This window comes from Sphingomonas montana, assembly GCF_001956315.1.
GTDB lineage: Bacteria > Pseudomonadota > Alphaproteobacteria > Sphingomonadales > Sphingomonadaceae > Sphingomonas_R > Sphingomonas_R montana.
The window spans coordinates 97,569-124,039 of sequence record NZ_KV887140.1 but is presented as its reverse complement, the minus strand read 5'-3'; the positions used below and the strand labels follow the sequence as shown (position 1 = coordinate 124,039).

The following is a 26,471-nucleotide window of genomic DNA, read 5'->3' as shown; positions in this document are numbered from 1 at the left end:
CGCCGAACGCGCGGCGCAACGGGCGGAGGCGGCGCAGGCCCAGGCGGACGCGCGGGCGCGGATCGCGGCCGAACGCTCTGCCGCCCGCCCGACCATCGTCGACAAGATGGTGCAGTCCGCCGCGCGATCGGCCGCATCGTCGGTCGGCCGGCAGGTGGCAGGGCGGCTGGGTGCGCAACTGTTCCGCGGGCTGCTCGGCGGGCTGTTCAAGGGTTGAGCGATTACCCACATGATGCAGGGGCCGGACCGCGAGCAGAGCGCCCGGCAAGACACGATAGGACCGTCATGACCACCGACCTGATCGAACCTCTGGCGACGACCGATGCGATCGCGTCGCTTTCGCTGAACGATGCAGCCGCCGATCCGCAGGGCTTCGCCGATGCGCTGGGCCGGTCGTTCGAAACCTATGGCTTCGCGGTCGTGCGCGATCATGGGATCGATGCCGCGATCATCCAGCGCGCAGAGACCGCGGCCAAGGCTTTCTTCGCGCTGCCGGAGGATGTGAAGCGGGCTTATCATTTGCCCGGCACGGGTGGGGCGCGTGGCCTGACCCCGTTCGGGATCGAGACGGCGAAGGACGCGAGCGCGGTCGACCTGAAGGAATTCTGGCATGTCGGGCGCGAGCTGGCGGCGGGCCATCCGTTCACCGCGCAGATGCCGCCGAACGTCTGGCCGACCGAAGTCGCCGATTTCCGCGATGCGATGCTGGCGATCTTCGCGGCGTTCGATGCGGCCGGGGCGCGGCTGTTGTCCGCCATCGCGCGGTACCTAAAGCTGGAACCGGAGTTCTTCGTCGATACGGTGCGTGATGGCAATTCGGTGCTGCGCCTGCTGCATTATCCGCCGATCGGCGCGGACAGCCCCAGCATCCGCGCGGGTGCGCACGAGGATATCAACACGATCACGCTGCTGCTGGGCGCCGAAGAAGCCGGGTTGCAGCTGCAGAAGAAGGACGGCGACTGGCTGTCCGTCGCGATCGGACCGGGCGAACTGGTGGTCAATGTCGGCGACATGCTGCAACGGCTGACCAACGGCGTGCTGCGGTCGACCACGCACCGCGTGATGAACCCGCCGCCCGAACGGCGCGGCGTCGCACGTTATTCGATGCCGTTCTTCCTGCATTTCCGGCCGGACTATATGATCCGCACGCTGCCCGGCACGATCACGGCGGACCGGCCGAACCAGTATCCCGAGGGGATCACCGCGCATGACTATCTGATGCAGCGGCTGCGCGAGATCAAACTGATCTAAGCGCGCGCAACGACCGACCGACTTGGCAGCATGAGCCGTCATGTCGGTCGAACGGCGCTTGCCGGGGCGCGCCGGCTGTGATCCACGAGGCGATCCCCTTGCCGGAGCGACCCGTGGCCCGAATGCTGATCCCCCTGACCCTGCTGGCGCTTGCCGCGGCCTCCCCGGCACTGGCGCAGGACGATACGCCAAAGTCGAAGGCGAAGACCGAGGAATCGCAGGGTAACGATCTGCCGCCGTTGTCCGTGGACCGCACGGTGCGGCAGTCCGCGACGATCGGTGGCCGGCAGATCGCCTATGAAGCGACCGTCGGCACGATCATGGTGCGCGATGCCAAGGGCAAGCCGATCGGGCAGGTAGTCTATACCGCCTATGTCGTGCCGGGCCGAGACCCGGCGCGGCCGGTGACGTTCGCGTTCAACGGCGGGCCGGGCGCGTCGTCAGTCTATCTCAACCTGGGCGCGATCGGGCCGAAGCGGGTACAATTCGGCGCCGCGGGCGACGCGCCGTCCGATGCGGCCGTCGCGCGCGACAATCCGGAAAGCTGGCTGGATTTCACCGACCTGGTGTTCATCGACCCGGTCGGCACCGGGTTCAGCCGCTCGCTGATCGACGAGGAAGCGACGAAGAAGGCGTTCTACAGCACCGAGCCCGACGTCAAATATCTGTCGCGGATCGTCTATGACTGGCTGGTCAAGGCGGAGCGGCTGCGGTCCCCCAAATATCTGGTCGGTGAAAGCTATGGCGGCTACCGCGCGCCGCGCATGGCGTATGAGCTGCAGAGCCAGCTGGGCGTCGGGATAGCGGGGATCGTGATGGTCTCGCCCTATCTCGATCCGGCGGCAACCGGTGACGGCACCGCGCTGTCGCCGTTGCCGTGGATGATCGAACTGCCGTCGATGGCGGCCGGGCATCTGGAACGGCAGGGGAAGCTGACCCCCGCGGCGATGGCCGGGGTGGAGGCCTATGTCCGTGGCCCCTATGCGACGGACCTGCTGAACGGACGATCGGACCCTGCGGCGCCCGCGCGGATGGCGGCGAAGGTGGCGGAACTGACCGGGCTGGATCCCGTACTGGTCCGGCGGATGGGCGGGCGGGTCGACAGTCGCACCTATCTGCGCGAGATCCGCCGCGATACGGGCGAGATCGGCAGCGTGTACGACAGCAATGTCACGGCGTGGGACCCGTTCCCGTTCGCCGCACAGCAGGAATCGAACGACCCGATCCTCGATTCGCTGATCGCGCCGACGACCAGCGCCATGGTGGATTTCATCACACGCGAAGCGGGATGGAAGACGGAGGCGCGGTACAACGCGCTATCCTATGCCGTGAACACTGCGTGGGACCGCGGCAAGCCCGACGATTCGCCGGTGAAGGACCTGCGCAAGGCCGTCGCCAACGACCCGAAGATGGGCGTGCTGATCGTCCATGGCTGGGGCGACCTGAGCTGCCCCTATTTCGCATCGCGGCTGATCGTGGATCAGATGCCGGCATTCGGGCAGGCCGAGCGGGTGAAGCTGGCCATCTACCCCGGCGGGCACATGTTCTACAGCCGGGGGGCGAGTGCGGCGGCGTTCAAGGCCGATGCGCGGGCGCTGTACCGCCGCTGATCGCGCGCCGCGGCACCGAGAGCGTCAGCCGCGGCCGCGATAGCCCGCGACGCCCTGGTCGGGTAGCCACAAGCCGGCCGGGACTTCGCCCGATTGCCAGAATACGTCGATCGGGATGCCGCCGCGCGGATACCAGTAGCCACCGATCCGCAGGAAGCGCGGCTGCATTTCAGCGCACAGCCGCTGCCCGATCCCGACGGTCACATCCTCGTGGAAGCCGGCATGGTTGCGAAAACTCCCGAGGAACAGTTTCAGCGATTTCGATTCGACGATCGTGTCGCCGGGTGCATAGTCGATCACCAGATGGGCGAAATCAGGCTGCCCGGTGACCGGGCAAAGCGACGTGAATTCCGGCACCGCGAAGCGGATCAGATAGAGCGTGCCGATACGCGGATTCGGGACATAGTCGAGAGCGGCGGCCTCCGGCGATACGGGAAGCGTGCTGGCCTGGCCAAGATGAAGCGGTGTCATGCCGCCCTCATAGCGGCTTTCGCGAGCCAACTGAACCTTTGTCGAAGCGATTGAACGGGTGGGGGGCCGCCGCTACGGTGCCGTCGAACATGATGGGCGACAGGCATGGACGCGTTGGTATCGACCGAGTGGCTGGCGAACGAAATGGGTGCCGACGATCTGCGCATCGTCGATGCCACCTATTTCGCGACCGATCCGGCGCGGGATCCGGTCGCGGATCATGAGGCCGGTCACATACCGGGTGCGGTGTTCATGGACCTGTCCGAACTGGTCGATACCACGACGGACCTGCCGGGCATGCTGCCGCCGGCGGAGACGTTCGCACGCCACATGCAGGCGCTGGGCCTGGGCGACGGCAGCCGCATCGTGATCTACGACGCGTCGCCGCACCATACGTCGGCGCGGGCGTGGTGGATGCTGAAGATCCACGGCGCGCACGACGTGGCGATCCTGGACGGCGGGCTGGCCAAGTGGCGGTCGGAAGGCCGCGCGCTGGACAAGGGGCGCGAGACGCCGCGTCACCGGCCCTTCACCGTGCGGAAGGATCCGAAGGCGGTCCGCGACCTGCGCCAGATGCAGGACAACCAGACGGCGCACGCCGAACAGGTGGTCGATGCGCGGTCCGCCGCGCGGTTCGGCGGGGCCGAGGCGGATCCGCGGGCGGGCGTGGCGCCCGGGCATATTCCGGGCAGCGTCAACATTCCGCAGGACAGCCTGTTTGCCGCCGACGGGACATGGAAACGCGGCGCGGCGTTGCAGGCGGTGTTCGATGCGGCGGGCGTCGACCTGTCCCGCCCGATCGTCACCACGTGCGGATCGGGCGTGACCGCCGCGGTGGTACTGTTCGGGGCGCAGCTGCTGGGTGCGGAACAGGTGGCGTTGTATGACGGCAGCTGGAGCGAGTGGGGCGGGGACGCCACAACCGAAAAGGCGCTGTCCTGACCGGGCCGGCCGAGCCCGCGCATGGCGCAGTGGGACCCGCGACCCAGCTGGTCGCGGGGGGGCGGCGTGCGGAGTGGACGCAGGGGATCGTCAACCCGCCGGTGTGGCGCGCGTCGACCGTGCTGTTCGACAGCGTGGCCGCGATGCGGGCGGCGTCGGCGCGGCCCAATGACGGGCTCTATTATGGTCGGCGCGGCACGCCGACGCAGTGGGCGCTGGCCGATGCGCTGACCGCGCTGGAACCGGGGGCGGAAGGGACGATGCTATACCCGTCCGGCGTTTCGGCGGTGGCGGGGGCGCTGCTGTCGGTGCTGAAGAGTGGCGACGAACTGCTGATGGTAGACAGCGCGTACGAGCCGACGCGAGCGTTCTGCCGGACGGTGCTGACCCCGATGGGGGTGACGACGCGGTTCTACGACCCGACCGTGGGGGCCGGCATCGCCGACCTGATCGGCGACCGGACGGCGGCGATCCTGATGGAAAGCCCGGGCAGCCTGACGTTCGAGGTGCAGGACGTGCCGGCGATCTGCGCCGTCGCGCGGGCACGCGGGGTGGCGACCGTGCTGGACAATACCTGGGCAACGCCGCTGCTGTTCCGCGCGATCGAGAAGGGGGTCGACCTGACCGTGCTGGCGTGCACCAAATATATCGTCGGCCATTCGGATGCGATGCTGGGGTCGGTCACGGCGGCACCGGGGCGGTTCGGGGGGTTGCGCGACCTGGTCCACGCCTACGGCATCCATGTCGCGCCGGACGATGCGTATCTCGGCAGCCGTGGGTTGCGTACGCTGGCAGTGCGGATGCGCCAGCACGAGGCGGGCGGGCTGGCCGTCGCGCGCTGGCTAGCGGATCAGCCGCAGGTCGCGCGGGTCGTCCATCCGGCCTTGCCCGGTTGCCCCGGCCACGCGCTGTGGGCGCGCGACTTCAGCGGGGCGTCGGGGCTGTTCGGGTTCGTGCTGGCGGGCGGCGACGATGCGGCGCGGACGGCGCTGATCGACGGGCTGGTCCATTTCGGGATCGGATATAGCTGGGGTGGCTATGAAAGCCTGGCGATCCCGGTCGATCCGGCGGCCTTGCGCACCGCGACGCGATGGACGGCGGACGGGCCGATGGTGCGGCTGCATATCGGGCTGGAGGATCCGGCAGACCTGATCGCCGATCTTGCCGCGGGCCTCCAGCGATATGCGCGCGCCCGATAGTTTCACGGATCGTGGTTATCAGGCAACAATAGCGGCAAGAAGGACAGCGTTGTCGCATAAACGTCATTGTGCGGTGCGGCGATTTCGGTGACATTGAGGATGTCGATCGGCCAGCCATTCCCCCCGCAAGGTGAGAGGACGGGCGCCACGATACGCAGCGGAACGAGACATTGTCTGCACAAGGGGCCTTCGCCATGCATCCGTTCCACAAATTGCTGCCTGCCGCCTTGCTGGTGGCCGCCACCCCCGCCTTCGCACAGGATGCGCCGGCCAGCCCGATCACGATCAGCGGATCGGCCGGCCTCGTATCCGATTACCGGTTCCGCGGCGTGTCGCAGTCGGACGAGGACATGGCCGTCCAGGCGGGCCTGACCGCGACGCATGAGAGCGGGCTTTACGCGGGCGTCTGGGGTTCGAACCTGTCCGGCTGGGGCACGTTCGGCGGGTCCAACATGGAACTCGATGTTTACGGCGGGTACAAGGCGAAGGTCGGCAGCGGTACGCTCGATGTCGGTCTGCTGTGGTATATGTATCCGGGCGGGGCGAGCAAAACCGATTTTGCCGAACCCTATGTCAAGCTGTCGGGCGTGGTCGGTCCCGTGACGCTGACCGCCGGCGTCGCCTACGCGCCGAAACAGGAGGCGCTGGGCCGCTGGTACAGCACCGGCGCATTGTATGTCGCGGGTACGCCGGACCGGCCGGGCAAGAAGAACGACAATCTGTACCTGTCGGGCGACGCGCTGGCCGCATTGCCCGGGACGCCGGTCAGCCTGAAGGCGCATGTCGGCTATTCCGACGGCAATCCGGGGCTGGGGCCGAACGGGACCAGCGTCGCACCGACGGGCACCTATTGGGACTGGATGGTCGGCGCGGACACGACATACAAGAATCTGACGTTCGGCGTGTCCTATGTCGACACGGACATCGGGTTCGGTTCGTTCGGTGCGCAGCGTATCCAGCCGAGCTTTTCCAAGGGGCAGGACGGCACCGGGTCGATCGCCAACGGCAAGGTGGTATTTGCGGTAACCGCGGCGTTCTGATCGTCGTGCCGTCGGCCTCCTGTCTGGAGGCCGGCGTCCGCATGGTGACTTGGACCTTATCGACCCAAAAGAGATCCCGGCTTTTGCCGGGATAAGATCTAGAGTTGGGCCATTCTCGCCTGACCAGAGAAAACCCCCGTGGCGGCCGGCGACGGGGGTTTTTCATGTTCGCGATCGGGGGCGATCAGTTCGGTGTGGGCGTCGGCGGGGTGGACGTGGTCGCGGGCGTGCCGCTGGTGGCCGCGGCATCCGCGCCGGCACCGGTGGGGGCGGCCAGGATGTCGCGCGTGACGGCACCCTTGTCGACCACCGTGGTGTTGCCGCCGGCTTCGGACCGGATGCCGGCGTCGCTGACCCGGCCGGCCGAGCCGATCAAGCCGTTTTCGCCCGCGCTGCGTGCCGCCTGGCCGCCGAACATGGCAGATAGAGCCTGCGTGCTGCTGTCTGCTTCCTGCGGGCGGGGGGCGCCGGGCTTGGGCGGGGTGAGTGCGAAATCGGGCGGTACGACGAGCGGCGCGCGGCGCGCGACGGCGAACTCATCCGGGCCGGAGCGGCCGGCGAATACGCCGCCCTTGTTGTTGCCGCCACAGGCCGACAGGGCCAGCAAGGCGAGCGCGGTGCCCGCGACGATCGATTTACGCATGCTCATTCTCCGAACGATCGGCCCCGTCGCGCGTCAGGAAAGCGCGCAGGAGCAGCAACAGGACACCGATGGTAATGGCGGCGTCGGCGACATTGAAGACCAAAAAGGGATGCAGGTCCCCGAAATGAAGGTCGAGGAAATCCGCGACATAACCCAACCGCACCCGATCAAGGATATTACCGAGCGCGCCACCCAAGACGAGACCCAGCGCCACCATATCGGGCGTCTTGCGTTCGCGCCAGAGCCACACCGCGACCCCGGTGGCGATCACGCCGGTCAGCGCGACGAGCAGCCAGCGTGCGACGTCCGTACTGGCGGTGAGCAACCCCATCGACACGCCGAAATTACGCACCCAGGTCAGGTCGAAGATCGGCAGGACGGTGATCTGCAACCGTTCGTGCAGGCGCAGGATATCGACGACATACCATTTCGACAGCTGGTCGATCAGGAATACCGCGATGGCGATGGCGTAACCGAGCGGGCGGGGGCGGGTCATGCTCCAGCTCCGGTCAGTTTGAGCCCGTCGAAAACGTCGCGCGGGGTTCCCGACTCCGCGTCTCGGCCACGCTCGCCACCTGCTCGAACCAAACGCTGTTTGTGAGCTGGACAGCCCATCATGCGCCGACGACTTCGGTGCAGCGATGGCACAGGTCACCGTCGGTCTTGACCTCCGGCAGCAGGCGCCAGCAGCGGCCGCATTTGGCGTCTTCGCTGCGGTGGACGATGACGGTCGGGCCGTGCAGCGTATGTTCGAAGCCGACGTCGGACACGATCAGCAGCTCGGCCAGCTCGGTGGTCGTGGCGCGCGGGCGATCGAGTTCGTCGGGGTAGCCGATCGTGACGCGCGCTTCGTTGCTGGAGCCCAGTTCCTTGGCACGGCGCTTGGGCTCGATCTCGGCGTTGACGACCAGGCGGAGTGCCATGACCTTTTCCCACTCGGCCCGGTCGACGCCCTCGCCCCATGCGGGGTCGAGGATCGGCCAGGTAAGCAGGTGGACCGAGCCGCCGTCCGGGTAGCGCGTGCCCCACACTTCCTCCGCCGTGAAGCAGAGGATCGGCGCGGCGTAGCGGACGAGCGCGTGGAACAGGATGTCGAGCACGGTGCGGTAGGCGCGGCGCTTGGGGCTGTCGGCCGCGTCGCAATACAGGCTGTCCTTGCGGATATCGAAGAACAGCTGCGACAGGTCGTTGTTCGCGAAATCGGTCAGCGTGCGGGCGTAGCGGTTATACTCATATGCATCGGTCGCGGCACGGAGCGTGCGATCGACGTCGAGCAGCCGGTCGAGGACGTAGCGTTCGAGGTCCGGCATGTCCTCCGGCGCGACGCGTTCCTCCTCGGTGAAGCCTTCGAGTGCGCCGAGCAGGTAGCGGAACGTGTTGCGCAGCTTGCGATAGGCGTCGGACGTGCCGGACAGCACTTCCTTGCCGATCCGGACATCCTCGAAATAGTCGGTGCTGGCGACCCAGAGGCGCAGGATGTCCGCGCCGGACTCGCCGATGATCTTGAGCGGATCGACGACATTGCCGACCGACTTGGACATCTTGCGCCCCTGTCCGTCGAGCGCGAAGCCGTGGGTCAGGACCGCGTCGTAGGGCGCGCGGCCGCGTGTGCCGCACGATTCGAGCAGCGAGGACTGGAACCAGCCGCGATGCTGGTCGGACCCCTCGACATACAGGTTCGCGCGCGTGCCGAGGCCGTAGCGCGCCTCGATCACGAAGGCGTGCGTGCTACCGCTGTCGAACCAGACGTCGAGGATGTCCTTGACCGGTTCGAAGTTGGCCGCGTCGTAGGCGTCGCCGAGCAGCGCCTGGTGGTCGGTGGTGTACCACGCGTCCGCACCGCGTTCCGCCACGGCAATGACGATGCGCGCGTTGACGGCCGGGTCGCGGAGATAGTCGCCCGTCCCGCGATCGACATAGAGCGCGATCGGGACGCCCCAGGCGCGCTGGCGACTGATGACCCAGTCGGGGCGGCCGACGACCATCGCGTGGATGCGGTTGCGGGACTTCTCGGGCACCCAGCGTGTGCGTTCGATCGCGTCGAGCGCGGTTCCGCGGAGGGTTGCGCGGTTGCCTTCTGCCCCCTCTCCCGTTTCCGGAAGAGGGTTGGGGAGAGGGGCGAGCGTAGCGAGTTCTTCTGGCGTTGCTCCCCTCTCCGTACCCTCTCCCCGGGGGGGAGAGGGCTTAACTGCCGCATCCATCGGGATGAACCACTGGGGGGTGGCGCGGAAGATGAGTTTGGCCTTGCTGCGCCAGCTGTGCGGGTAGCTGTGCTTGTAGTCCGCGGAGGCGGCGAGGAGCGCGCCGGTTTTGCGCAGCGCGGTGCAGATCGGGCCGTCTGGGGCGTTGAACTTCGGGTTGATGACCGAGCCTTCGCCGCCCAGCCAGCCCCAGTCCGCGCGGTACTTGCCGTCGCCTTCGACCGCGAAGACCGGGTCGATGCCGTGCGCCTTGCAGAGGTCGAAATCGTCCTCGCCGTGGTCGGGCGCCATGTGGACGAGGCCGGTGCCGGCGTCGGTCGTGACGAAGTCGCCCGGCAGCATCGGGCGCGGCTTGGCGAAGAACCCGCCGAGCGCGTGCATGGGGTGACGGACAGTGGTGCCGGCTAGCTGGGATCCCAGGATGCGCATCCCGGTCGATTGGCTGATGCCATATTCGCTAGGCACTCGGTCCAGAAAGGGACCGAAAAGATCTGCGGCGACAAGGTAACGTCGCCGGTCAATATCAACGATCGTGTAATGTACCTCCGGCCCATAAGCCAAAGCCTGGTTGACCGGGATCGTCCACGGCGTCGTGGTCCAGATGACCGCGTGCGCACCGATCAGTTCCTTGATGGGACTGTCGACGATCTCAAACGCGACGTCGATCTGGGTGGAGACGATGTCCTCATATTCGACCTCGGCCTCGGCGAGCGCGGTCTTCTCGACGGGGCTCCACATGACGGGCTTGGCGCCGCGGTAGAGCTGGCCGGTTTCGGCGAACTTGAGGAGTTCGGCGACGATCGTGGCTTCGGCCTCGTACTTCATGGTGAGGTACGGGTCGGCCCAGTCGCCCTGCACGCCGAGCCGCTGGAACTGCGTGCGCTGCACGTCGACCCAGGTTTCGGCATAGGCGCGGCATTCGGCGCGGAACAGGACGGGGTCGACCTCGTCCTTGTTCAGCTTCTTCTTGCGATACTGTTCCTCGACCTTCCATTCGATCGGCAGGCCGTGGCAATCCCAGCCTGGAACATAGGGCGCGTCCTTGCCGAGCAGCGACTGCGACCGGACGATGATATCCTTGAGGATCTTGTTCATCGCATGGCCCATGTGGATATCGCCATTGGCGTAGGGTGGGCCGTCATGCAGGATGAAGCGTTCGGCGCCTTCGCGCGCCTTGCGAAGCTGTCCGTAGAGGTCGGTCTCGGCCCATTTAGCCAGGATCGCCGGCTCCTTGGCGGCGAGGCCGGCCTTCATCGGGAAATCGGTCTTCGGCAGGAAGACGGTGGCGCGCCAGTCCTGCGCGGGCGTATCTTGGGTGTCGGTCATCGCCTGCGGCCTTAGCGCAGGGTGGGGCGGGGGGGAACAGGCGTGTTTTGTTTCGCGCTTCGGTATCCCCGCGTAGGCGGGGATCCAGTCTTCTTCTTCGACGCAGTGCGTTGTGACTTAGCTGGACCCCCGCGTCCGCGGGGGTACGGTCAGGTGGAGGCTAGGATCTCTTTCGCCTTCGCGCTGTCGCGGTCCATCTGGGCGATCAGCGTGGGGAGGTCGTCGAACTTTGCTTCGGGGCGGAGATGTTCGATCAGGTCGATCGCGATCGTCTGGCCGTACAGGTCGCCGGTGAAATCGAAGAAATGCGGTTCGAGCAGTTCCTTGGGCGGCGTGAACTGCGGGCGGATGCCGAGGTTGGCGACCCCGTCCAGCACGCGTCCGTCGGGCAAGTGGCCGCGGACCGCGTAGATCCCGTAGGCGGGGCGCAGATATTTGCCCATGTCGAGGTTGGCGGTGGGGTAGCCGATCGTGCGGCCGACCTTGTCGCCGTGCTGAACGACGCCCTCGATCGCGTAGGGGCGGGTCAGCAGCCGCGCGGCATCCCGTGGCCGCCCGGCGCGGAGCGCATCGCGGATGCGGCTGGACGAGATCGGGCCGCCGTCGTCCGCGACAGGGCCAACCGCCTCGCTGCGCAGGCCGGCGGCCGCGGCGCGTTCGGCCAGGATGGTGGCGTCGCCCGAGCGGCCCGCGCCGAAGGTGAAGTCGGCACCCGTCACGACGCAGGCCGCGCCGACCCGGTCGCGCAGCCAGTCGGCGATGAAATCCTGCGCGGTGACGGCGGCGAGCGCGGCGTCGAACCCGAATATCAGCATCGCGTCCGCGCCGGCGTCGGCAAACAGTCGCTGACGCTGATCGAGAGTGGTGAGGCGGAACGGTTCGGCCGTGGGGCGGAAGTAGCGGACCGGATGCGGATCGAAGGTGGCGACGATCAGCGGCCGGCCTTCCGCCGTCGCGATGGCGCGCGCGCGGGCGACGACCGCCTGATGGCCGAGATGGAATCCGTCAAAATTGCCCAGCGCCACGACGCCGCCGCGATAGGGGGCGGGGATGAGTTGGTCGCTGGTCAGCCTCTGCATGACCGCGCGCTATAGGTAGCACCGGCGGCGGGGACAATGGTCGGGTGGTGGCAACGGCCCACGCGGTCAGCGATGACGCAGGTAGGTGGCGAAGGCGTAGGCCGGGTGCGCCCCCTCGGCCGGATGTTCGGTGCGCGCATCCTCCCGCCAGATCGCCGGATCGGGCAGCGGGACGAAAGTGTCGGCGGCGGGTGTGGCGTGAACGTGGGTCAGCTCGATCCGGTCGGCGAGCGGTTCGAACAGCGTATGGATCTCGGCCCCGCCGATCACCGACAGTCGGTCGTCCTGGCCCGCGGCGGCCAGTGCATCTGCAACGGTCGCGACCGGTTCGGCACCCGGCGACCCCCAACCCCGGTCGCGGGTCAGCACGATATGGCGCCGGTGGGGCAGGAGGCCGGGCAGGCTGTCGAACGTGCGGCGGCCCATGACCATCGGCGTGCCGGCGGTTACGCGCTTGAAATGCCGCAGGTCGGCCGGCAGGTGCCAGGGCAGCGTGCCGTCGCGCCCGATCGCGCCGTTGGAGGCGCGTGCGAGGACGAGGGTGATGTATGGGCGACTGGGCGGTGCGGGGCGGTCGGTCATTCCCCGCGACCCTATGCGGGCGCGAAAGCCGCCGCAAGTCCGCGCGAGAGCCCGCTTGACCGCGTGCCGCCCATCGCCAATACGACCGGAATGGCGGAACAGACGGACAGCATCGGCGACCTTTCGTTCGAGGACGCATTGAAGCGACTGGAAGCGATCGTGCAACGGCTGGAAGGCGGCGAGGCGTCGCTGGACGAGTCGATCCGGCTGTACGGCGAGGGCGACGCGTTGAAGCAGCAGTGCGAGGCGCGGTTGCAATCGGCGCAGGCCAGGATCGAGCGGATCGTGGCGGGCGCGGACGGCAAACCGACGGGAACGGCGCCGTTCGATGGTGACTGAGGCCGCCAACGACAGGTCGGCAGACATCCTGCCCGCTGCGATCGCCGCGGTCTCGGCGGAGATCGACGCCTTCTTCGATACCCTGCTGGCGGTGCCGGACGACGGGCGGGCGCGATTGTACCAGGCGATGCGGCATGCCGCGATCGGCGGGGGCAAGCGCTTGCGGCCGTTGCTGGTGTCCGCCACCTGCGCGCTGTTCAACGTGGACCGCGAACGCGCGATCCGGGTGGGTGCGGCGATCGAGTGCATCCACGTCTATTCCCTGATCCACGACGACATGCCGTGCATGGATGACGACGACATGCGGCGCGGCAAGCCCACGGTCCACAAGGCCTATGACGAGGCGACCGCGGTGCTGGCGGGTGATTCGCTGCACGCGCTGGCGTTCGAGCTGCTGGCCGATCCGCTGACCCATCCTGACCCGTTCGTGCAGGTCGAACTGATCGCCGAGCTGGCGCGGGCGAGCGGTCCGGCCGGCATGGCGGGCGGGCAGATGATGGACCTGGCGGCCGAGACGGCGGGCGCGGCGTTCGACCTGGCCGCGGTGACCCGGTTGCAGCAGCTGAAGACCGGCGCGCTGATCGGGTTCTGCCTGGAGGCAGGCGCGATCATGGGGCGCGTCCGGCCGGAGGGGCGGACCGGCCTGCGCGGCTATGCGCATGATATCGGGCTGGCGTTCCAGATCGTCGACGACCTGCTGGATGCGGAAGGCGATGCCGCCGCGGTGGGCAAGGCGGTGGGCAAGGATGCGGGGGCCGGCAAGGCGACGTTCGTGTCGCTGATGGGCGCGCCCCGGGCGCGTGCGCAGGCCGCGATGCTGGTCGATCAGGCGATCCGGCACCTGCACCTGTTCGGCGCGGAGGCGGACCTGCTGCGCGCGATCGCGCGGTTCGTTCTGGACCGTGACCGGTGATGGCCGGGGGGATGCAGCGATGACGCGTGTCGGGGTCTATCCGGGCACGTTCGACCCGATCACGCTGGGCCATATGGACATCATCCGCCGCGGCGCGAAGCTGGTCGACCGGTTCGTGGTGGGGGTGACGACCAACCCGTCCAAATCGCCGATGTTCACGATCGAGGAACGGCTGGCCAGCGTCAGGCGCGAGGTGGCGACGGTGCGCGGCGACATCGAGGTCGTGGCGTTCGACTCGCTGCTGATGGATTTCGCGGAGAAGATGGGGGCCAGCGTCATCGTCCGCGGCCTGCGCGCCGTCGCCGATTTTGAATATGAGTATCAGATGGCCGGCATGAACCAGCAGATCAACAATCGCGTCGAAACGGTGTTCCTGATGGCGGATGTCGCACTGCAACCGATCGCGTCGCGGCTGGTGAAGGAGATCGCGCTATACGGTGGCGAGGTCGGCAAGTTCGTGCCGCCGGCGGTGAACCTGGAGATCCGCGGACGCGTGGACGCGATCGGCCGCAAGGGCAGCTGATCTTCGGGCTTTGACATTCAGGCTTTGGACAGCCGGGCACCGGTAGGGCACGGCCGAATTTTCGGGATACGGGATGACGATGCGTAACAGGTTCCTTCTCGCCGCGATGGCCGGGCTGCTCTGTTCGGGCGGCGCGCTGGCGCAGGCGCGGCCCGAGCAGACGGAGGCGACCGTACCCAAGGCGTTGCCCAAGATCCCGCAGGCGACCCCGGTCGAGGCGTTCCTGCCGCCGCCGCTGACCGCGGAGAACACGTTCAACCTGGACCTGTCGACCGGCGGCCGCGTCGTGATCCAGCTGCGGCCCGACAAGGCGCCGGTGAACGTGGCGCGCGTGAAGACGCTGGCGCAGCAGGGTTTCTACAACGGCCTGCCGTTCCACCGGGTGATCGACGGGTTCATGGCGCAGGGCGGCGACCCCAAGGGCGACGGCACGGGCGGATCGCCGCTGCCGGACCTGAAGGCGGAATTCAACGACATGCCGCACGTCCGCGGCGAAGTGTCTATGGCGCGCAGCCAGCAACCGAACAGCGCGAACAGCCAGTTCTTCATCATGCTGGCCCCGAACCTGGGGTTGGACGGCAACTACACCGCGATCGGGCGGGTAGTGTCCGGCATGGAATATGTCGACCTGATCGAAAAGGGCGAGCCGCCGGCCAACCCGTCGCGGATCGTCCGCGCGACGCTGGGCGCGCCGTTCGTGGCTTCGGCGGAGCCTGCAGCTGCGCCCGCGCCGGTCGCGGTGCCTGCGGCGGAACCGGTGCCGGTGCCGCCCGCCGGGAACTGAGTTCGGACGGGGTTGGCCGGATCAACCTTGCGCCGGGGCCAACCTGGCTGTCATCCTGGACTTGATCCGGGATCCCGCTTCGTCTGTGCCGTTGCAAGGTCGTTAGACCCCGGATCAAGTCCGGGGTGACGGGTAGACGCCGGGGTCCCAAATCGATCTACTTCCCGTCCATGCCGAGCGTAGTCGGGCACTTCCACGAGCGTAGCCGAGGGGCGCGGTTGGCCGTCTCGGCTGCGCTCGACGGGTCCCTCGACTTCGCTCGGGATGGACGGTTCTTGTCGAAGTCATCGTGCTTTAGATGCCGACGCCGTCGTCCAGCATGGCCGCCAGCGCCGGGCTCAGATACTCGGTCGTCCCGCCCTCATTGAACGTAACGATCCGTGCGGCCAGACCCTGCTCGCGCGCGAAGGCAATTCCCGCCTCCGCACCCAGCACGGTCAGCGCAGTGGCGAAGGCGTCTGCCGCGGCGGCGCGGGGGTGGAGGACGCTGACCGAGACGACCGCGTTGGCGACCGGGCGACCGGTGCGCGGGTCGAGCGTGTGGGGACCGCGGACATAATCGCCCGATGTCGCCACCGCGAGGCCGTGCAGGGCGACGCGCAACGGGGCGGCGGCCGTGCCGGGCGGTATCTCCAGATCCACCCACCAGGGTTCACCGTCCGGGCGGATGCCGCGGCCGACCAGCTCGCCGCCGACCTCGATCAGGCAATCGCGCAAGCCCAGCCCGGCCAGCAGATCGGCGACCGCATCGGCGGCATGGCCCTTGGCGATGCCCGACAGGTCGAGCGCAAGCCCGCCGGGTTGGCGCAATCGCCGGCTGCCAGGGTCGAATTGCAGATGTTTCCAGGTGGACACGGCAAGGGCCGCGGCGATCAGGTCCGGGGTCGGCGGCGGGGTGGGGCCGGGCGGTCCGTATCCCCACAGGTCAACCAGCCGGCCCATGGCGGGATCGAACGCGCCGCCGCTTGCCGCCGCGATCGTCAGACCGGTCGCCATCACGCCGGCGAAGTCGGGCGGCAATGCGAGCCAGCGGCCGGCGGGGGCGGCGTTGAAGCGGCAGAGCAGCGAGGACGGGTCCCAATGGCTCATCTCGGCAACCAGCCCGGCCAGCCTTGCGACGATCTTTTCCTCGACAGCGGCGGGGTCGGTCGTGCGAGGACAGGCGAACAGTATGCGCCAGCCGGTGCCCATCGTCGCGCCGGTCAGCGTCACGACGGGAATGGCGGAGTCGCGCCGGTCGAACGCGTCCGGCACGATCAGCAGGGGCAGCGCAATCCGCATGTGGGCGGATCAGGGCGTCAGCACTTCGAGCGTGGTGGTGTAGGACAGCCGGCGTTCGGTGGCGCGGGGCGTCGTGGTCTTCGCATCGGTCAGGTTCGCATTCAACCAGTACATGCCCGCGGTCGGCCAGGTCACCGCCACGACGCCGTCCGCGCCGGTGGTCAGTTCCATGCCGCCTTCGGCATCGCGATACCGCTTGCCGCCGGGGATCACGCTGATCTTCAGCCCGGCGGCGGGCCTGCCGTCCACCAGGAAACGGAACCGCGCGGCCTGGCCGGCGACCAGTTCGTCGGGATGGGTGACGGGGGCAAATTCCAGCCCCTTGCCCGTCGTGGCAAATACCGTTGTCGTAGGCGCGCCGGCGGTGACGAAGATCTCGTTTCGGCCGGCCACCTCGGTCAGCTTCACGTCGGTGGCGTTGGCGGGAATGTCCGCGACGGTCAGCGGGGCGGGCGCGCCGGGTAGCGGCGGACCGCGCCGGCCGATGCGCTTTTCGACGCCGCCGACCTTGAAACTGCCCATCACGGCGGCGTTCTGCGACCCGATCTTCCAGGTGCCGGGCTTGTCGAGCCTGACGTCGAAGACCGACCGATAGCGCCCGGTCGCGCCGTTCTGAAGCTGGCCGGCGGTGCCGTCGGGCTGCCACACCTTCATGTTTTCCAGCCGGCCGGGCTGATGATCGAAGAAGAACAGGTCGTTCGACACGGCCGCATCGACCGTCACCCAGCTGTCGGTGCCGGAAAAGACCGTGCCGGACGGGAGCAGCCACATCCGGTGCGCGGACAGCGTGGCGGGGAGCGACAGCAGGGCTGCGGCGGCGAGCAGGCGGCGGGCGAGGCTATGCATCAGGGTCGCTCCAGATCAGCGGGCGGAAAGGGTGACGGCGCCGAGTTCGGTCTTGCCGGTGGCCTGCGCGGCGCCGTTCGGCACCGTCACCGGCACGGTCACGAGTTCACGCCCGCCGGTTTCGCGCGCGGCCTCCACGTTCAGGACATAGGCGCCCGGTTTCAGGTCGGTCGGCAGCGTAAGGATGTAGCGGCCGGGCGCGCGGGTGGCACCACTGACGCCGTTGGCGGGCAGCGCCAGGCTGCGGCCGCCCTTGCGCCACCAGGCGCGCAGGTCGGACAGCCATTTGGTGCCGGGCTCGTTGCCGCCCTTCCTGACATCGTACCACACGGCCAGCGTGCGGGCGGCACCCCCGCCGGCGGGTTCCAGCCAGATCGCCATGTAGGGCTTGTGATATTCGGCGACGGGGAGCCGCGGGATGGTGACGCTGATCGTGCCCGCGGTGGCGGGGGCCGCAACGACCCCGGCGACGAGCAGGAATGACGATGGACGCATGACGGGACCCCTCAATGGACGAACAGGATGGCAATGACGACCGGGACGGCAAGCCCGGCCGCGACGATCGGCCAGGTCAGCCGACGGTGCCGCGCATGGAGTTGCAGCAGCAGCAGGCCGGTCAGCGTGAACAGGATGCAGGCGGCGGCGAAGATATCGATGAACCAGAACCATGTGGCGCCGGCGTTGCGGCCCTTGTGCAGGTCGTTCAGGTAGGAGATCCAGCCGCGATCGGTGGTTTCCGCGCTGATCCGGCCGCTGGCGCGATCGATGCTGACCCACGCGTCGCCGCCCGGCCGCGGCATCGCGACATAGACGTCGCCCTCCGACCATTCGGCCGGGCGACCGGCGGGATTGAGCCCGACCGCGTGATCGACCGCGGCCGCGACCGGTGGCGGCAGGGGCGCGTCGGCAGCAGGGGCGGCGGGCAGCGCGGCGCGCAGCGGTGCGGGCAGGACGCCTGTGCTGGTCATCACAACGGGCTTTGCGGCGATCGACCCCGCATGGTTCAGCGTGATGCCCGTGATCGAAAACAGTAGCATCGCGACCAGTGACACGGCCGCACTGACCCAGTGCCAGCTGTGCAGCTGTTTCAGCCACCAGCCGCGCCACTTGCGCTTGGCCTTGAGCGGACGGGCGGGGGCAGGCTGGATGACGGATACCTCGGGCGGAGCGGCTTATGCTCTAAGGCCGCTAATGCGAGGCATTGTCAACTCCTCACCGTCCGATCCAGTGAATCAGATCTGTCGTAATCAAGTTTCACAGACGCTGCTTTCGCGTCATCCGTCGTCGTCCTGACGAAGGTCAGGAAGCATTATCACTCCGGCTGTGGCTGGCCTCGCGGGAGTGATAATGGATCCCGGATCAAGTCCGGGATGACGACGGCAAGGGCGGAAATGGTCGAAACCGACCCTCACCGATCATGCCCCGGCTCAGGTCATACGCGGTTCGTTCGAACCGAACCGAACATGTGCTGCCAACCAGCCCCGGGGCATGCTGGTCCGAGCCCTACATCAGCGTGTCGATCACCCCGCCGTCCACGCGGAGGGCGGCACCGGTGGTCGCGGATGCCTGGTTCGACGCGACGTAGACGATCATGTTGGCGACCTCATCGACCGTGGCGGCGCGGCGGATGATCGAACTCGGCCGGTGGTTGTTGACGAACTCGGCGGCGACGTCGGCGATCGGCAAGCCAGTCCGCGCGCGTTCTTCCTCGAGCATCGCCTCCACCCCTTCGGACAGCGTCGGGCCGGGCAGGACGGCGTTCACCGTGACGCCGGTGCCCGCCATCCGCTTCGCCAGGCCGCGGGCCAGCGCCACGTCAGCGGTCTTGCTGACACCGTAGTGGATCATTTCGACGGGGATGTTGAACGCCGATTCGGACGCCAGCATGATGAAGCGTCCCCAGCCCTTGGATTCCATGCCCGGCAGATAGGCGCGTGCCAGCCGGACGCCGGCCATGACATTGACCTGCCAGTGCCGGTCCCATGTCGCGTCGTCGGTATCGAAAAAGTCGGCGGGTTGGAAGATGCCGAGGTTGCTGACCACGATGTCGGCCGCCGGGATCGCCTTGACCAGCCGGTCGTGCCCGTCGCTGGTCGCCAGATCGGCCGCCACCCCGCGCACGTCGCCGCCCGGGCCACCCGGTTCGCCCTTCAGCCGCGCGACGGCGGCCTCCACCTTCTGAAGGGTGCGGCCGTTGATGACGACGCCGGCCCCCGCGTCGCGCAGACCGGCGGCGATGGCATAGCCGATCCCCTCCGTCGAACCGGTTACGATCGCGGTCTTGCCGGTCAGGTCGATATGCATGGGTCAGTCCGATCATGGTCGTTCGGGCAGGCAACGCACCGGATCGTCAATCGGCTGCCTCCTGTCGCGATCGGGTCAGGCCAGCCCGTGATCCGTCTCGGCATGGGCCGAGCGGATCGCGGTGCCGAACAGCCGGAAGCCCTCGCTGTCCGCCAGTCGCGACGCGGCGGCGGGGGCGACCATGAATCCCATCCTGCGGCAAAGATCGAACCCGGCGAGTGCGGGCATCGCAATACCCGGATCGGCGAAGCAGCGCGGCATGACGGTGACGCCCAGTCCAGCACGGATATAGGCGACCGCACGGTCGTCGCTGGTGGTGCGGGCGGCCATGAACGGGCGGACGCCGCGCAGCGTGAAGAAACGGCTGACGTCGGCCAATGCCTCGCACTGGCGGCGCACGATCATCGGTTCGGCGGCGATATCCTGCGCATCGACCATGGTGCGGTCGGCGAGCGGGTGATCGGCGGCCATCGCCACGGCGTAGGATTCGGTGAACAGCGGGTCGGCATCGTCGTCCAGACGGCAGAGCAGGGCGTCCAGCGCGCCGCGTTCGAGCCGCGGCCGCAGATCGCGCGCGCGGCCCTCGACGATCTCCAGCCGGTCGGGTGTGCCCGCGGCGCGTGCCGCACGGAGCGCCCGTTCGATCCAGCGCGACGGCAGCGTGGGCACGATGCCCAGCCGGACGTGGCGGACGGCGGCGGTGTCGCGCACCGACCGTTCGGCGGCGGCGAATTCCGCCTCGATCCGCCGGGCATGGCCCGCGAAGCGCGTGCCGGCGGCGGTCAGTTCGACCCGCCGGTTGGTCCGGTGGAACAGCGGGCAGCCGAGCAGCGATTCCAGCTTGGCGATGCCGACCGACAGCGTGGGTTGCGACACGCGGACATGCAGCGCGGCGCGCGTGAAATTGCCCTGATCGAGGACGGCCAGGAAATAGCGCAGCAGGTAGCGATCGATCATAGACCGGACCTATGCCATGCATCGCGTGGTTTCAATTTCTGCGCGGACGGCCGAAGTGCTAGACCGACGGAAAATAGAACAATGTCCGGAGAGGCCGCATGGCACCTGATTTCGACTTCGCACTCGGTGAGACCGCGGACATGATCCGCGAAACGACGCAGCGTTTTGCCGCCGAACAGATTGCGCCGCTGGCAGCAAGGATCGATGCGGACGACTGGTTCCCGCAAGAGTTGTGGCCCGCCATGGGTGCGCTCGGCCTGCACGGCATCACGGTGGCGGAGGCGGACGGCGGGCTGGGGCTCGGTTATCTGGAACATGTCGTCGCGGTGGAGGAAGTGTCGCGCGCGTCGGCATCGGTTGGCCTCAGCTACGGCGCGCACAGCAACCTGTGCGTCAACCAGATCAGCCGGTGGGGCAATGCGGCGCAGAAGGCGAAATATCTGCCCAAGCTGATTTCCGGCGAGCATGTCGGGAGCCTGGCGATGTCGGAGGTTTCGGCCGGGTCCGATGTGGTCTCGATGAAGCTGCGCGCGCGCAAGACCGATGGCGGCTATGTGCTGGACGGGACGAAGTTCTGGATCACCAACGCGGCCTATGCCGACACGCTGGTCGTTTATGCCAAGACGGGCGAGGGGAGCCGCGGCATCACGGCGTTCCTGATCGAGCGCGACATGGCCGGCTTCAGCATCGGGCAGAAGATCGACAAGATGGGCATGCGTGGATCGCCGACCGCGGAGCTGGTGTTCAACGGATGCGAAGTGCCGGCCGACGCGGTGATGGGGCCGGAGAATGGCGGCGTCGGCGTGCTGATGTCGGGGCTGGATTACGAGCGCGCGGTGCTGGCCGGGATCCAGCTGGGCATCATGCAGGCGTGCCTGGACGTGGTGATCCCCTATGTTCGCGAGCGGCAGCAGTTCGGGCAGGCGATCGGCCAATTCCAGCTGATCCAGGCGAAGGTGGCCGACATGTATGTCGCGCTCAATTCGGCGCGGGCCTATGTCTATGCGGTGGCGCGGAGCTGCGACGCGGGGCGCACGACGCGGTTCGATGCGGCCGGTGCGATCCTGCTGGCGAGCGAGAATGCGGTGAAGGTGTCGCTGGAATCGATCCAGGCGCTGGGCGGGGCGGGCTATACCAAGGACTGGCCGGTCGAGCGTTATATGCGCGACGCCAAGCTGCTCGACATCGGGGCGGGCACGAACGAGATCCGGCGGATGCTGATCGGTCGCGAACTGATCGGGGCGCCGCCGAAGGTGATGCAGTGAGCGCACCGGTCCTGACTTCCGCGCTCTCGCCGGAGACCGAAGGGTTTCGCGCGAACGCGGCGCATAACCGGGCGCTGGTCGAGCGGCTGCGCGGCGATGTCGCGAAGGCGGCGCTGGGCGGGAGTGCGGCGGCGCGGGAGCGGCATGCGGGGCGGGGCAAGCTGTTGCCGCGTGACCGGGTGGAGCGGTTGCTCGATCCGGGATCGCCGTTTCTGGAGATCGGCCAGCTCGCCGCGAACGGATTGTATGACGATGCGGTGCCGGGCGCGGGGGTGATCGCGGGCATCGGGCGCGTCGCGGGGCGGCAGTGCATGATCCTGTGCAACGATGCTACGGTGAAGGGCGGGACCTACTATCCGCTGACCGTGAAGAAGCATCTGCGCGCGCAGGAGATCGCGCAGGAGAACCGGTTGCCGTGCCTTTACCTGGTCGACAGCGGCGGCGCGAACCTGCCGCATCAGGCGGAGGTGTTTCCGGACCGCGAGCATTTCGGGCGGATCTTCTTCAACCAGGCGCAGATGTCGGCGCTCGGCATCCCGCAGATCGCGTGCGTGATGGGGAGTTGCACCGCGGGCGGGGCCTATGTGCCGGCGATGTCGGACGAGACGGTGATCGTACGCGGGCAGGGGACGATCTTCCTGGCCGGGCCACCGCTGGTCAAGGCGGCGACGGGCGAGGTGATCTCAGCCGAGGAGCTGGGCGGGGCGGATACGCATGGCCGGCGGTCGGGCGTGGTCGATCATGTCGCGGAGGATGACGATCACGCGCTGGCGATCGTGCGCGATATCGTGTCGATGCTGCCGCCGCAGGTGCCGGCGCCGGTGAACGTAGCCGAGCCGCGGCCGCCGGCGTTCGATGCGAAGGAGCTGTACGGGATCGTGCCGGCCGACGTGCGGGCGCCCTACGATGTGCGCGAGGTGATCGCGCGGATCGTCGATGCGTCCGAGTTTCACGAGTTCAAGGCGCTGTACGGGACGAGCCTCGTCTGCGGGTTCGCGCATGTTCATGGGATGCCCGTCGCGATCCTCGCGAACAACGGTGTGCTGTTCAGCGAGAGTGCGCAGAAGGGCGCGCATTTCATCGAACTGGCCTGCCAGCGGCGGATCCCGCTGCTGTTCCTGCAGAATATCTCCGGCTTCATGGTCGGCGGGCGGTACGAAGCGGAGGGGATCGCCAAGCATGGCGCGAAGCTGGTCACCGCGGTCGCGACCGCGACCGTGCCGAAGATCACGATCCTGATCGGCGGCAGCTTCGGCGCGGGGAATTACGGGATGTGCGGGCGTGCGTACGGGCCGCGCTTCCTGTTCAGCTGGCCGAACAGTCGGATCAGCGTGATGGGCGGCGAGCAGGCGGCGTCGGTGCTGGCGACCGTCCACCGCGATGCGGACAACTGGACCGCGGAAGAGGCGGAGGCGTTCAAGGCGCCGGTCCGTGCAAAGTACGAGGACGAGGGCAACCCGTGGTACGCGACCGCACGGCTGTGGGACGACGGAATCATCGATCCGGCGCAGACCCGCGACGTGCTGGGCCTAGCGCTGGCCGCGACGTTGAATGCCCCGATTCCCGAACGCACCGCGTTCGGCGTGTTCAGGATGTAGCCGCATGATCGCATCGCTTCTGATCGCCAATCGCGGCGAGATTGCCTGCCGGATCATCCGGACCGCACGGGCGCTGGGGATCCGCACGGTTGCCGTCTTCTCGGAAGCCGACGCGCAGGCGCTGCATGTCGCGCAGGCCGACGAGGCCGTGCATATCGGCGCATCGCCGGCGCGGGAGAGCTATCTGGTCGGCGAGCGGATCATTGCCGCGGCACTGTCGACGGGGGCGGAGGCGATCCACCCCGGCTACGGTTTCCTGTCGGAGAATGCCGATTTCGCGGAAGCCGTGATCGAGGCCGGGCTGGTCTGGGTCGGGCCGCGACCGGACAGCATCCGCGCGATGGGGCTGAAGGATGCCGCCAAGCAGCGCATGATTGCGGCGGGCGTGCCGGTGACGCCGGGCTATCTGGGTGCGGACCAGACGCCGGCGCGGTTGCGGGCGGAGGCCGATGCGGTCGGCTATCCGGTGCTCATCAAGGCGGTGGCGGGGGGCGGTGGCAAGGGGATGCGGCGCGTGGACGAGCCGGCCGCGTTCGACGATGCGCTCGCCTCCTGCCAGCGCGAAGCGGCGGCGGCATTCGGCAATACCGACGTGCTGATCGAGAAGTACATCCTGTCGCCACGCCATATCGAGGTGCAGGTGTTCGGCGACACGCATGGCGACGTCGTCCACCTGTTCGAGCGCGACTGTTCGTTGCAGCGGCGGCACCAGAAGGTGATCGAGGAAGCGCCCGCGCCGGGCATGGATGCCGAGACGCGCGCGGCGATCTGCGACGCGGCGGTGCGTGCGGCCAAGGCGGTCGAGTATGTCGGGGCGGGGACAATCGAGTTCATCGCGGACGCGAGCGAGGGGCTTCGGGCGGACCGGATCTGGTTCATGGAGATGAATACGCGGTTGCAGGTCGAACATCCGGTGACCGAGGAGATCACCGGTGTCGACCTGGTCGAATGGCAGCTGCGCGTGGCAAGCGGGGAGCGGTTGCCGAAGCGCCAGGACCAGCTGGCCATCAATGGTTGGGCGATCGAGGCGCGGTTATATGCCGAGGACCCGGCGACGGGGTTCCTGCCCAGCATCGGTCGGCTCGACTATCTCGATCTGCCGAACTTCCATCGCGGTCGGAAGGCCCGGATCGAGACAGGCGTCCGCCAGGGCGATACCGTGTCGACATATTACGACCCGATGATCGCCAAGCTGGTGACGCATGCGCCGACGCGGGCGCAGGCAATCGACAATCTGGAGCGGATGACGGCACGAACCCGCTGCTGGCCTGTGAAGACCAATGCGGGTTTCCTGACGCTGGCGCTGCGGAATGCGCGGTTCGCAGCCGGGCAGATCGACACCGGGCTGATCGCCGCCGAGGGGGCGGCGCTGATTCCCGTTGCCCAGCCGTCCGACGCAGTACTGCAGGTCGTTGCGCGATCCGTTTTCGAGGATGGCACCGGCGGCAGCGGGCCCGGTCGTCGTCATGCCGGGCGGCACGCCGACCATAACGGGCGGGGGGGACAGGGCTTCCGACTCAATCGCGATGCCGCGCCCACGGTGGTGCGGCTTGCGGAAGGGGGGAAGGCGCATGACGTGCTGCTCGCCGAACGCCAGGGTGCGGGCGAGCACGGTCTGGGTGGCGGCGGGCCGAAGGCGGTGCGGATCGACGCCGGGTGGGCCGTGACGGAGGACGGCGTCACCCGACTATTCACGGCGTATCGGCCGGGCGGACCACAAGGCATCGGCGCGAGCGACGGGGCGATCCTGTCACCCATGCCGGGGCGGATCATCGCGGTGGACGTGGCCGAAGGGATGGCGGTGACGAAGGGGCAGAAGCTGGTGACGCTGGAGGCGATGAAGATGGAGCATGGTCTGACTGCGCCGTTCGATGGCGTCGTCACCGCGCTCCATGCGGTCGACGGCGGGCAGGTGAGCGAGGGCATGCTGCTCGTGCAGATCGAGAAGGACGACTGATGGCCGGGCGCTGGTATGACGAATGGCAGGTGGGCGACCGGATCGCGCACGAGATCCGCCGGACGGTGACCGAGACCGACAATCTGCTGTTTTCGACGATGACGCATAATCCGCAGCCGTTGCATCTGGATGCGGAGGCCGCGAGGGCAAGCGAGTTCGGGCAGATCGTCGTCAACGGCACCTTCACCTTCGCGCTGATGGTCGGCCTGTCGGTCGGCGATACGACGCTGGGCACGCTCGTCGCCAATCTGGGCTATGACGCGCTGGTGATGCCCAAGCCGGTGTTCATCGGCGATACGATGCGCGCCGAGACGGTGGTGACCGCGCTGAAGGACAGCCGGTCGCGGCCCGAGGCGGGGATCGTGACATTCACGCACGAACTGACCAACCAGCGCGACGAGGTCGTCTGCCGCTGCCTGCGGACCGCGCTGCTGCGGCGGCGGCCGGCATGAGGTTGCGGTCGCTGCTGTTCGTGCCGGGCGACCGGCCGGAACGGTTCGCGAAGGCGGCGGCGAGCGGGGCGGATGCGATCATCCTGGACCTGGAGGATTCGGTTTCGGCGGCGCGCAAGGCGCTGGCGCGCGGGGCGGTGGCGGACTGGCTGGCGGGGCCGGCGGACGGACCGCGCGACGTGGTGCGGATGGTGCGGATCAACCCGCTAGATGCCGGAACGCTGGACGCGGACCTGATGGTCGCGCGGCACGCCGACGCGATCATGGTGCCGAAAGTTACCGGGCCGGCCGAAATCCTGTCGCTGGTGCGTGCGGTCGGGGCGGATTGCCCGCCGATCCTGCCGATCGCAACGGAGGTTCCGGCCGCGATCTTCACGCTGGGCGAATATGCTTCGGTTGCGGAACGGCTGTGCGGACTGACCTGGGGGGCGGAGGACCTGCCCGCCGCGATCGGGGCCGCGACCAGTCGGGAACCGGACGGATCCTATACCGCGCCCTACCAGATGGTCCGCGCACTGCTGCTGTTCGGGGCGCATGCCGCGGGGGTGACGGCGATCGAGACCGTCTATCCCGCGATCGGCGACGGCGCCGGCCTGGCGGCCTATGCGGCGCGGGGATACCGCGATGGTTTTACGGGCATGATGGCGATCCACCCGGCGCAGGTGCCGGTCATCAACGCGGCCTTCACACCCGACGCCGAAACGGTCGCGCGGGCGCGGGCGGTGGTCGACGCCTTTGCCGCGCAACCCGGCGTCGGCGCGTTGCAGCTGGACGGACGGATGATCGACGCGCCGCACCTGCGCCAGGCAATGGCGACGCTGAACAATGTCGACCCGGCCTGAGCGCCGCGACTCGGGCAACCTGTGTCCTGTAACAATGTTATCGAATGGATTTCCGGCTGCATCCTG

Annotated in this window: 26 protein-coding genes and 1 pseudogene; 15 read left to right on the top strand and 12 right to left on the bottom strand. The window is 68.1% G+C overall.

Annotation, left to right across the window (positions count from 1 at the left end; translation table 11 throughout):
• The 3 genes and pseudogenes from BKY59_RS17580 to BKY59_RS02035 form a co-directional block, all read left to right on the top strand.
• Positions 1-217, top strand: a pseudogene (locus BKY59_RS17580) (ATP-binding protein); the annotation flags it as partial.
• A gap of 68 nt (positions 218-285) precedes the next feature.
• On the top strand, positions 286-1,251 hold the full coding sequence (locus BKY59_RS02040) for an isopenicillin N synthase family dioxygenase (RefSeq protein ID WP_076068422.1): 966 nt from the start codon (positions 286-288) through the stop codon (positions 1,249-1,251).
• 122 nt (positions 1,252-1,373) lie between these two features.
• The gene (locus tag BKY59_RS02035) at positions 1,374-2,861 is read left to right on the top strand and encodes a S10 family peptidase (RefSeq protein ID WP_076068421.1); all 1,488 of its coding nucleotides are present in this window, start codon (positions 1,374-1,376) and stop codon (positions 2,859-2,861) included.
• 24 nt (positions 2,862-2,885) lie between these two features.
• Here the strand turns inward: BKY59_RS02035 and queF are convergent, their stop codons facing one another.
• On the bottom strand, positions 2,886-3,332 hold the full coding sequence (queF, locus tag BKY59_RS02030) for a preQ(1) synthase (RefSeq protein ID WP_076068420.1): 447 nt from the start codon (positions 3,330-3,332) through the stop codon (positions 2,886-2,888).
• A gap of 105 nt (positions 3,333-3,437) precedes the next feature.
• Between queF and sseA the strand changes: the two genes are divergently transcribed.
• The 3 genes from sseA to BKY59_RS02015 all read left to right on the top strand — a co-directional run bounded on the left by sseA (position 3,438) and on the right by BKY59_RS02015 (position 6,513).
• Positions 3,438-4,274 carry a 3-mercaptopyruvate sulfurtransferase gene (gene sseA / locus BKY59_RS02025; RefSeq protein ID WP_076068419.1) on the top strand — a complete coding sequence of 279 codons (837 nt, stop codon included), beginning with the start codon at positions 3,438-3,440 and terminating at the stop codon, positions 4,272-4,274.
• Positions 4,275-4,303: 29 nt separating this feature from the next.
• The gene (metC, locus tag BKY59_RS02020) at positions 4,304-5,473 is read left to right on the top strand and encodes a cystathionine beta-lyase (protein ID WP_076068418.1); all 1,170 of its coding nucleotides are present in this window, start codon (positions 4,304-4,306) and stop codon (positions 5,471-5,473) included.
• A gap of 194 nt (positions 5,474-5,667) precedes the next feature.
• A complete protein-coding gene (locus BKY59_RS02015) occupies positions 5,668-6,513 on the top strand; it encodes a TorF family putative porin (RefSeq protein ID WP_076068417.1) in 846 nt (281 codons plus the stop codon).
• 184 nt (positions 6,514-6,697) lie between these two features.
• Here the strand turns inward: BKY59_RS02015 and BKY59_RS02010 are convergent, their stop codons facing one another.
• The 5 genes from BKY59_RS02010 to BKY59_RS01990 all read right to left on the bottom strand — a co-directional run bounded on the left by BKY59_RS02010 (position 6,698) and on the right by BKY59_RS01990 (position 12,344).
• A complete protein-coding gene (locus BKY59_RS02010; protein ID WP_076068416.1) occupies positions 6,698-7,156 on the bottom strand; it encodes a DUF3035 domain-containing protein in 459 nt (152 codons plus the stop codon).
• Positions 7,149-7,652: a signal peptidase II gene (gene lspA / locus BKY59_RS02005; protein ID WP_076068415.1), complete on the bottom strand. Its 504-nt coding sequence runs from the start codon at positions 7,650-7,652 to the stop codon at positions 7,149-7,151. Before lspA ends, BKY59_RS02010 begins: the two co-directional genes overlap by 8 nt.
• Positions 7,653-7,770: 118 nt before the next feature.
• Positions 7,771-10,683, bottom strand: a complete 2,913-nt coding sequence (ileS, locus tag BKY59_RS02000; RefSeq protein WP_076068414.1) for an isoleucine--tRNA ligase — start codon at positions 10,681-10,683, stop codon at positions 7,771-7,773.
• 149 nt (positions 10,684-10,832) lie between these two features.
• The gene (locus tag BKY59_RS01995) at positions 10,833-11,762 is read right to left on the bottom strand and encodes a bifunctional riboflavin kinase/FAD synthetase (RefSeq protein ID WP_076068413.1); all 930 of its coding nucleotides are present in this window, start codon (positions 11,760-11,762) and stop codon (positions 10,833-10,835) included.
• A 66-nt stretch (positions 11,763-11,828) separates the two neighbouring features.
• Entirely contained in the window at positions 11,829-12,344 is a 516-nt protein-coding gene (locus tag BKY59_RS01990; RefSeq protein WP_076068412.1) for a dihydrofolate reductase, read from the bottom strand.
• A 90-nt stretch (positions 12,345-12,434) separates the two neighbouring features.
• On the opposite strand from BKY59_RS01990, the gene BKY59_RS01985 reads away from it, so the two are divergent.
• From BKY59_RS01985 to BKY59_RS01970, 4 genes are all read left to right on the top strand, one after another.
• The gene (locus BKY59_RS01985) at positions 12,435-12,683 is read left to right on the top strand and encodes an exodeoxyribonuclease VII small subunit (RefSeq protein ID WP_076068411.1); all 249 of its coding nucleotides are present in this window, start codon (positions 12,435-12,437) and stop codon (positions 12,681-12,683) included.
• On the top strand, positions 12,673-13,596 hold the full coding sequence (locus BKY59_RS01980; protein ID WP_076068410.1) for a polyprenyl synthetase family protein: 924 nt from the start codon (positions 12,673-12,675) through the stop codon (positions 13,594-13,596). The genes BKY59_RS01985 and BKY59_RS01980 overlap by 11 nt, the downstream gene beginning before the upstream one ends.
• 19 nt (positions 13,597-13,615) lie before the next feature.
• On the top strand, positions 13,616-14,119 hold the full coding sequence (coaD, locus tag BKY59_RS01975; RefSeq protein ID WP_076068409.1) for a pantetheine-phosphate adenylyltransferase: 504 nt from the start codon (positions 13,616-13,618) through the stop codon (positions 14,117-14,119).
• 79 nt (positions 14,120-14,198) lie between these two features.
• The gene (locus tag BKY59_RS01970) at positions 14,199-14,903 is read left to right on the top strand and encodes a peptidylprolyl isomerase (protein WP_076068443.1); all 705 of its coding nucleotides are present in this window, start codon (positions 14,199-14,201) and stop codon (positions 14,901-14,903) included.
• A 294-nt stretch (positions 14,904-15,197) separates the two neighbouring features.
• Here BKY59_RS01970 and BKY59_RS01965 read toward each other — a convergent pair whose 3' ends face one another.
• The 6 genes from BKY59_RS01965 to BKY59_RS01940 form a co-directional block, all read right to left on the bottom strand.
• Positions 15,198-16,184 (bottom strand): FAD:protein FMN transferase, encoded by a 987-nt coding sequence (locus BKY59_RS01965; protein WP_240499920.1) that lies wholly within the window; start codon positions 16,182-16,184, stop codon positions 15,198-15,200.
• A gap of 9 nt (positions 16,185-16,193) precedes the next feature.
• Positions 16,194-17,030: a DUF4198 domain-containing protein gene (locus BKY59_RS01960; protein ID WP_076068408.1), complete on the bottom strand. Its 837-nt coding sequence runs from the start codon at positions 17,028-17,030 to the stop codon at positions 16,194-16,196.
• Positions 17,031-17,045: 15 nt separating this feature from the next.
• On the bottom strand, positions 17,046-17,525 hold the full coding sequence (locus BKY59_RS01955) for a DUF2271 domain-containing protein (RefSeq protein WP_076068407.1): 480 nt from the start codon (positions 17,523-17,525) through the stop codon (positions 17,046-17,048).
• An 11-nt stretch (positions 17,526-17,536) separates the two neighbouring features.
• Positions 17,537-18,178 (bottom strand): PepSY-associated TM helix domain-containing protein, encoded by a 642-nt coding sequence (locus BKY59_RS01950; protein ID WP_076068406.1) that lies wholly within the window; start codon positions 18,176-18,178, stop codon positions 17,537-17,539.
• A 355-nt stretch (positions 18,179-18,533) separates the two neighbouring features.
• Positions 18,534-19,334 (bottom strand): SDR family NAD(P)-dependent oxidoreductase, encoded by an 801-nt coding sequence (locus tag BKY59_RS01945; protein WP_076068405.1) that lies wholly within the window; start codon positions 19,332-19,334, stop codon positions 18,534-18,536.
• 75 nt (positions 19,335-19,409) lie between these two features.
• Positions 19,410-20,291, bottom strand: coding sequence for a LysR family transcriptional regulator (locus tag BKY59_RS01940; protein WP_076068404.1), 882 nt, complete (start codon positions 20,289-20,291; stop codon positions 19,410-19,412).
• 98 nt (positions 20,292-20,389) lie between these two features.
• Here BKY59_RS01940 and BKY59_RS01935 point away from each other — a divergent pair, with 98 nt between their 5' ends.
• From BKY59_RS01935 to BKY59_RS01915, 5 genes are read left to right on the top strand one after another with little or no spacing between them, the layout of a single operon-like run.
• Positions 20,390-21,556, top strand: coding sequence for an acyl-CoA dehydrogenase family protein (locus BKY59_RS01935; RefSeq protein WP_076068403.1), 1,167 nt, complete (start codon positions 20,390-20,392; stop codon positions 21,554-21,556).
• On the top strand, positions 21,553-23,154 hold the full coding sequence (locus tag BKY59_RS01930) for a carboxyl transferase domain-containing protein (protein ID WP_076068402.1): 1,602 nt from the start codon (positions 21,553-21,555) through the stop codon (positions 23,152-23,154). Before BKY59_RS01935 ends, BKY59_RS01930 begins: the two co-directional genes overlap by 4 nt.
• Positions 23,155-23,158: 4 nt before the next feature.
• Positions 23,159-25,111 (top strand): acetyl/propionyl/methylcrotonyl-CoA carboxylase subunit alpha, encoded by a 1,953-nt coding sequence (locus tag BKY59_RS01925; protein ID WP_076068401.1) that lies wholly within the window; start codon positions 23,159-23,161, stop codon positions 25,109-25,111.
• The gene (locus tag BKY59_RS01920) at positions 25,111-25,563 is read left to right on the top strand and encodes a MaoC family dehydratase (protein ID WP_076068400.1); all 453 of its coding nucleotides are present in this window, start codon (positions 25,111-25,113) and stop codon (positions 25,561-25,563) included. The genes BKY59_RS01925 and BKY59_RS01920 overlap by 1 nt, the downstream gene beginning before the upstream one ends.
• Positions 25,560-26,405, top strand: coding sequence for an HpcH/HpaI aldolase/citrate lyase family protein (locus BKY59_RS01915; protein ID WP_076068399.1), 846 nt, complete (start codon positions 25,560-25,562; stop codon positions 26,403-26,405). Before BKY59_RS01920 ends, BKY59_RS01915 begins: the two co-directional genes overlap by 4 nt.
• Positions 26,406-26,471 lie beyond the last annotated feature (66 nt).

What these genes read in the sequence shown, in the direction of transcription:
- BKY59_RS01915 (WP_076068399.1), top strand. Translation starts at nt 25,560, where the DNA reads ATGAGGTTGCGGTCGCTGCTGTTCGTGCCGGGCGACCGGCCGGAACGG.
- lspA (WP_076068415.1), bottom strand. Translation starts at nt 7,652, where the DNA reads ATGACCCGCCCCCGCCCGCTCGGTTACGCCATCGCCATCGCGGTATTC.
- coaD (WP_076068409.1), top strand. Translation starts at nt 13,616, where the DNA reads ATGACGCGTGTCGGGGTCTATCCGGGCACGTTCGACCCGATCACGCTG.
- BKY59_RS01965 (WP_240499920.1), bottom strand. Translation starts at nt 16,184, where the DNA reads ATGCGGATTGCGCTGCCCCTGCTGATCGTGCCGGACGCGTTCGACCGG.
- sseA (WP_076068419.1), top strand. Translation starts at nt 3,438, where the DNA reads ATGGACGCGTTGGTATCGACCGAGTGGCTGGCGAACGAAATGGGTGCC.
- BKY59_RS01980 (WP_076068410.1), top strand. Translation starts at nt 12,673, where the DNA reads ATGGTGACTGAGGCCGCCAACGACAGGTCGGCAGACATCCTGCCCGCT.
- BKY59_RS02010 (WP_076068416.1), bottom strand. Translation starts at nt 7,156, where the DNA reads ATGCGTAAATCGATCGTCGCGGGCACCGCGCTCGCCTTGCTGGCCCTG.
- BKY59_RS01960 (WP_076068408.1), bottom strand. Translation starts at nt 17,030, where the DNA reads ATGCATAGCCTCGCCCGCCGCCTGCTCGCCGCCGCAGCCCTGCTGTCG.
- BKY59_RS01970 (WP_076068443.1), top strand. Translation starts at nt 14,199, where the DNA reads ATGCGTAACAGGTTCCTTCTCGCCGCGATGGCCGGGCTGCTCTGTTCG.
- ileS (WP_076068414.1), bottom strand. Translation starts at nt 10,683, where the DNA reads ATGACCGACACCCAAGATACGCCCGCGCAGGACTGGCGCGCCACCGTC.
- BKY59_RS01935 (WP_076068403.1), top strand. Translation starts at nt 20,390, where the DNA reads ATGGCACCTGATTTCGACTTCGCACTCGGTGAGACCGCGGACATGATC.
- BKY59_RS02040 (WP_076068422.1), top strand. Translation starts at nt 286, where the DNA reads ATGACCACCGACCTGATCGAACCTCTGGCGACGACCGATGCGATCGCG.
- BKY59_RS01925 (WP_076068401.1), top strand. Translation starts at nt 23,159, where the DNA reads ATGATCGCATCGCTTCTGATCGCCAATCGCGGCGAGATTGCCTGCCGG.
- BKY59_RS01955 (WP_076068407.1), bottom strand. Translation starts at nt 17,525, where the DNA reads ATGCGTCCATCGTCATTCCTGCTCGTCGCCGGGGTCGTTGCGGCCCCC.
- BKY59_RS02035 (WP_076068421.1), top strand. Translation starts at nt 1,374, where the DNA reads ATGCTGATCCCCCTGACCCTGCTGGCGCTTGCCGCGGCCTCCCCGGCA.
- BKY59_RS01945 (WP_076068405.1), bottom strand. Translation starts at nt 19,334, where the DNA reads ATGCATATCGACCTGACCGGCAAGACCGCGATCGTAACCGGTTCGACG.
- BKY59_RS01995 (WP_076068413.1), bottom strand. Translation starts at nt 11,762, where the DNA reads ATGCAGAGGCTGACCAGCGACCAACTCATCCCCGCCCCCTATCGCGGC.
- queF (WP_076068420.1), bottom strand. Translation starts at nt 3,332, where the DNA reads ATGACACCGCTTCATCTTGGCCAGGCCAGCACGCTTCCCGTATCGCCG.
- BKY59_RS01940 (WP_076068404.1), bottom strand. Translation starts at nt 20,291, where the DNA reads ATGATCGATCGCTACCTGCTGCGCTATTTCCTGGCCGTCCTCGATCAG.
- BKY59_RS01985 (WP_076068411.1), top strand. Translation starts at nt 12,435, where the DNA reads ATGGCGGAACAGACGGACAGCATCGGCGACCTTTCGTTCGAGGACGCA.
- BKY59_RS02015 (WP_076068417.1), top strand. Translation starts at nt 5,668, where the DNA reads ATGCATCCGTTCCACAAATTGCTGCCTGCCGCCTTGCTGGTGGCCGCC.
- BKY59_RS01990 (WP_076068412.1), bottom strand. Translation starts at nt 12,344, where the DNA reads ATGACCGACCGCCCCGCACCGCCCAGTCGCCCATACATCACCCTCGTC.
- BKY59_RS01920 (WP_076068400.1), top strand. Translation starts at nt 25,111, where the DNA reads ATGGCCGGGCGCTGGTATGACGAATGGCAGGTGGGCGACCGGATCGCG.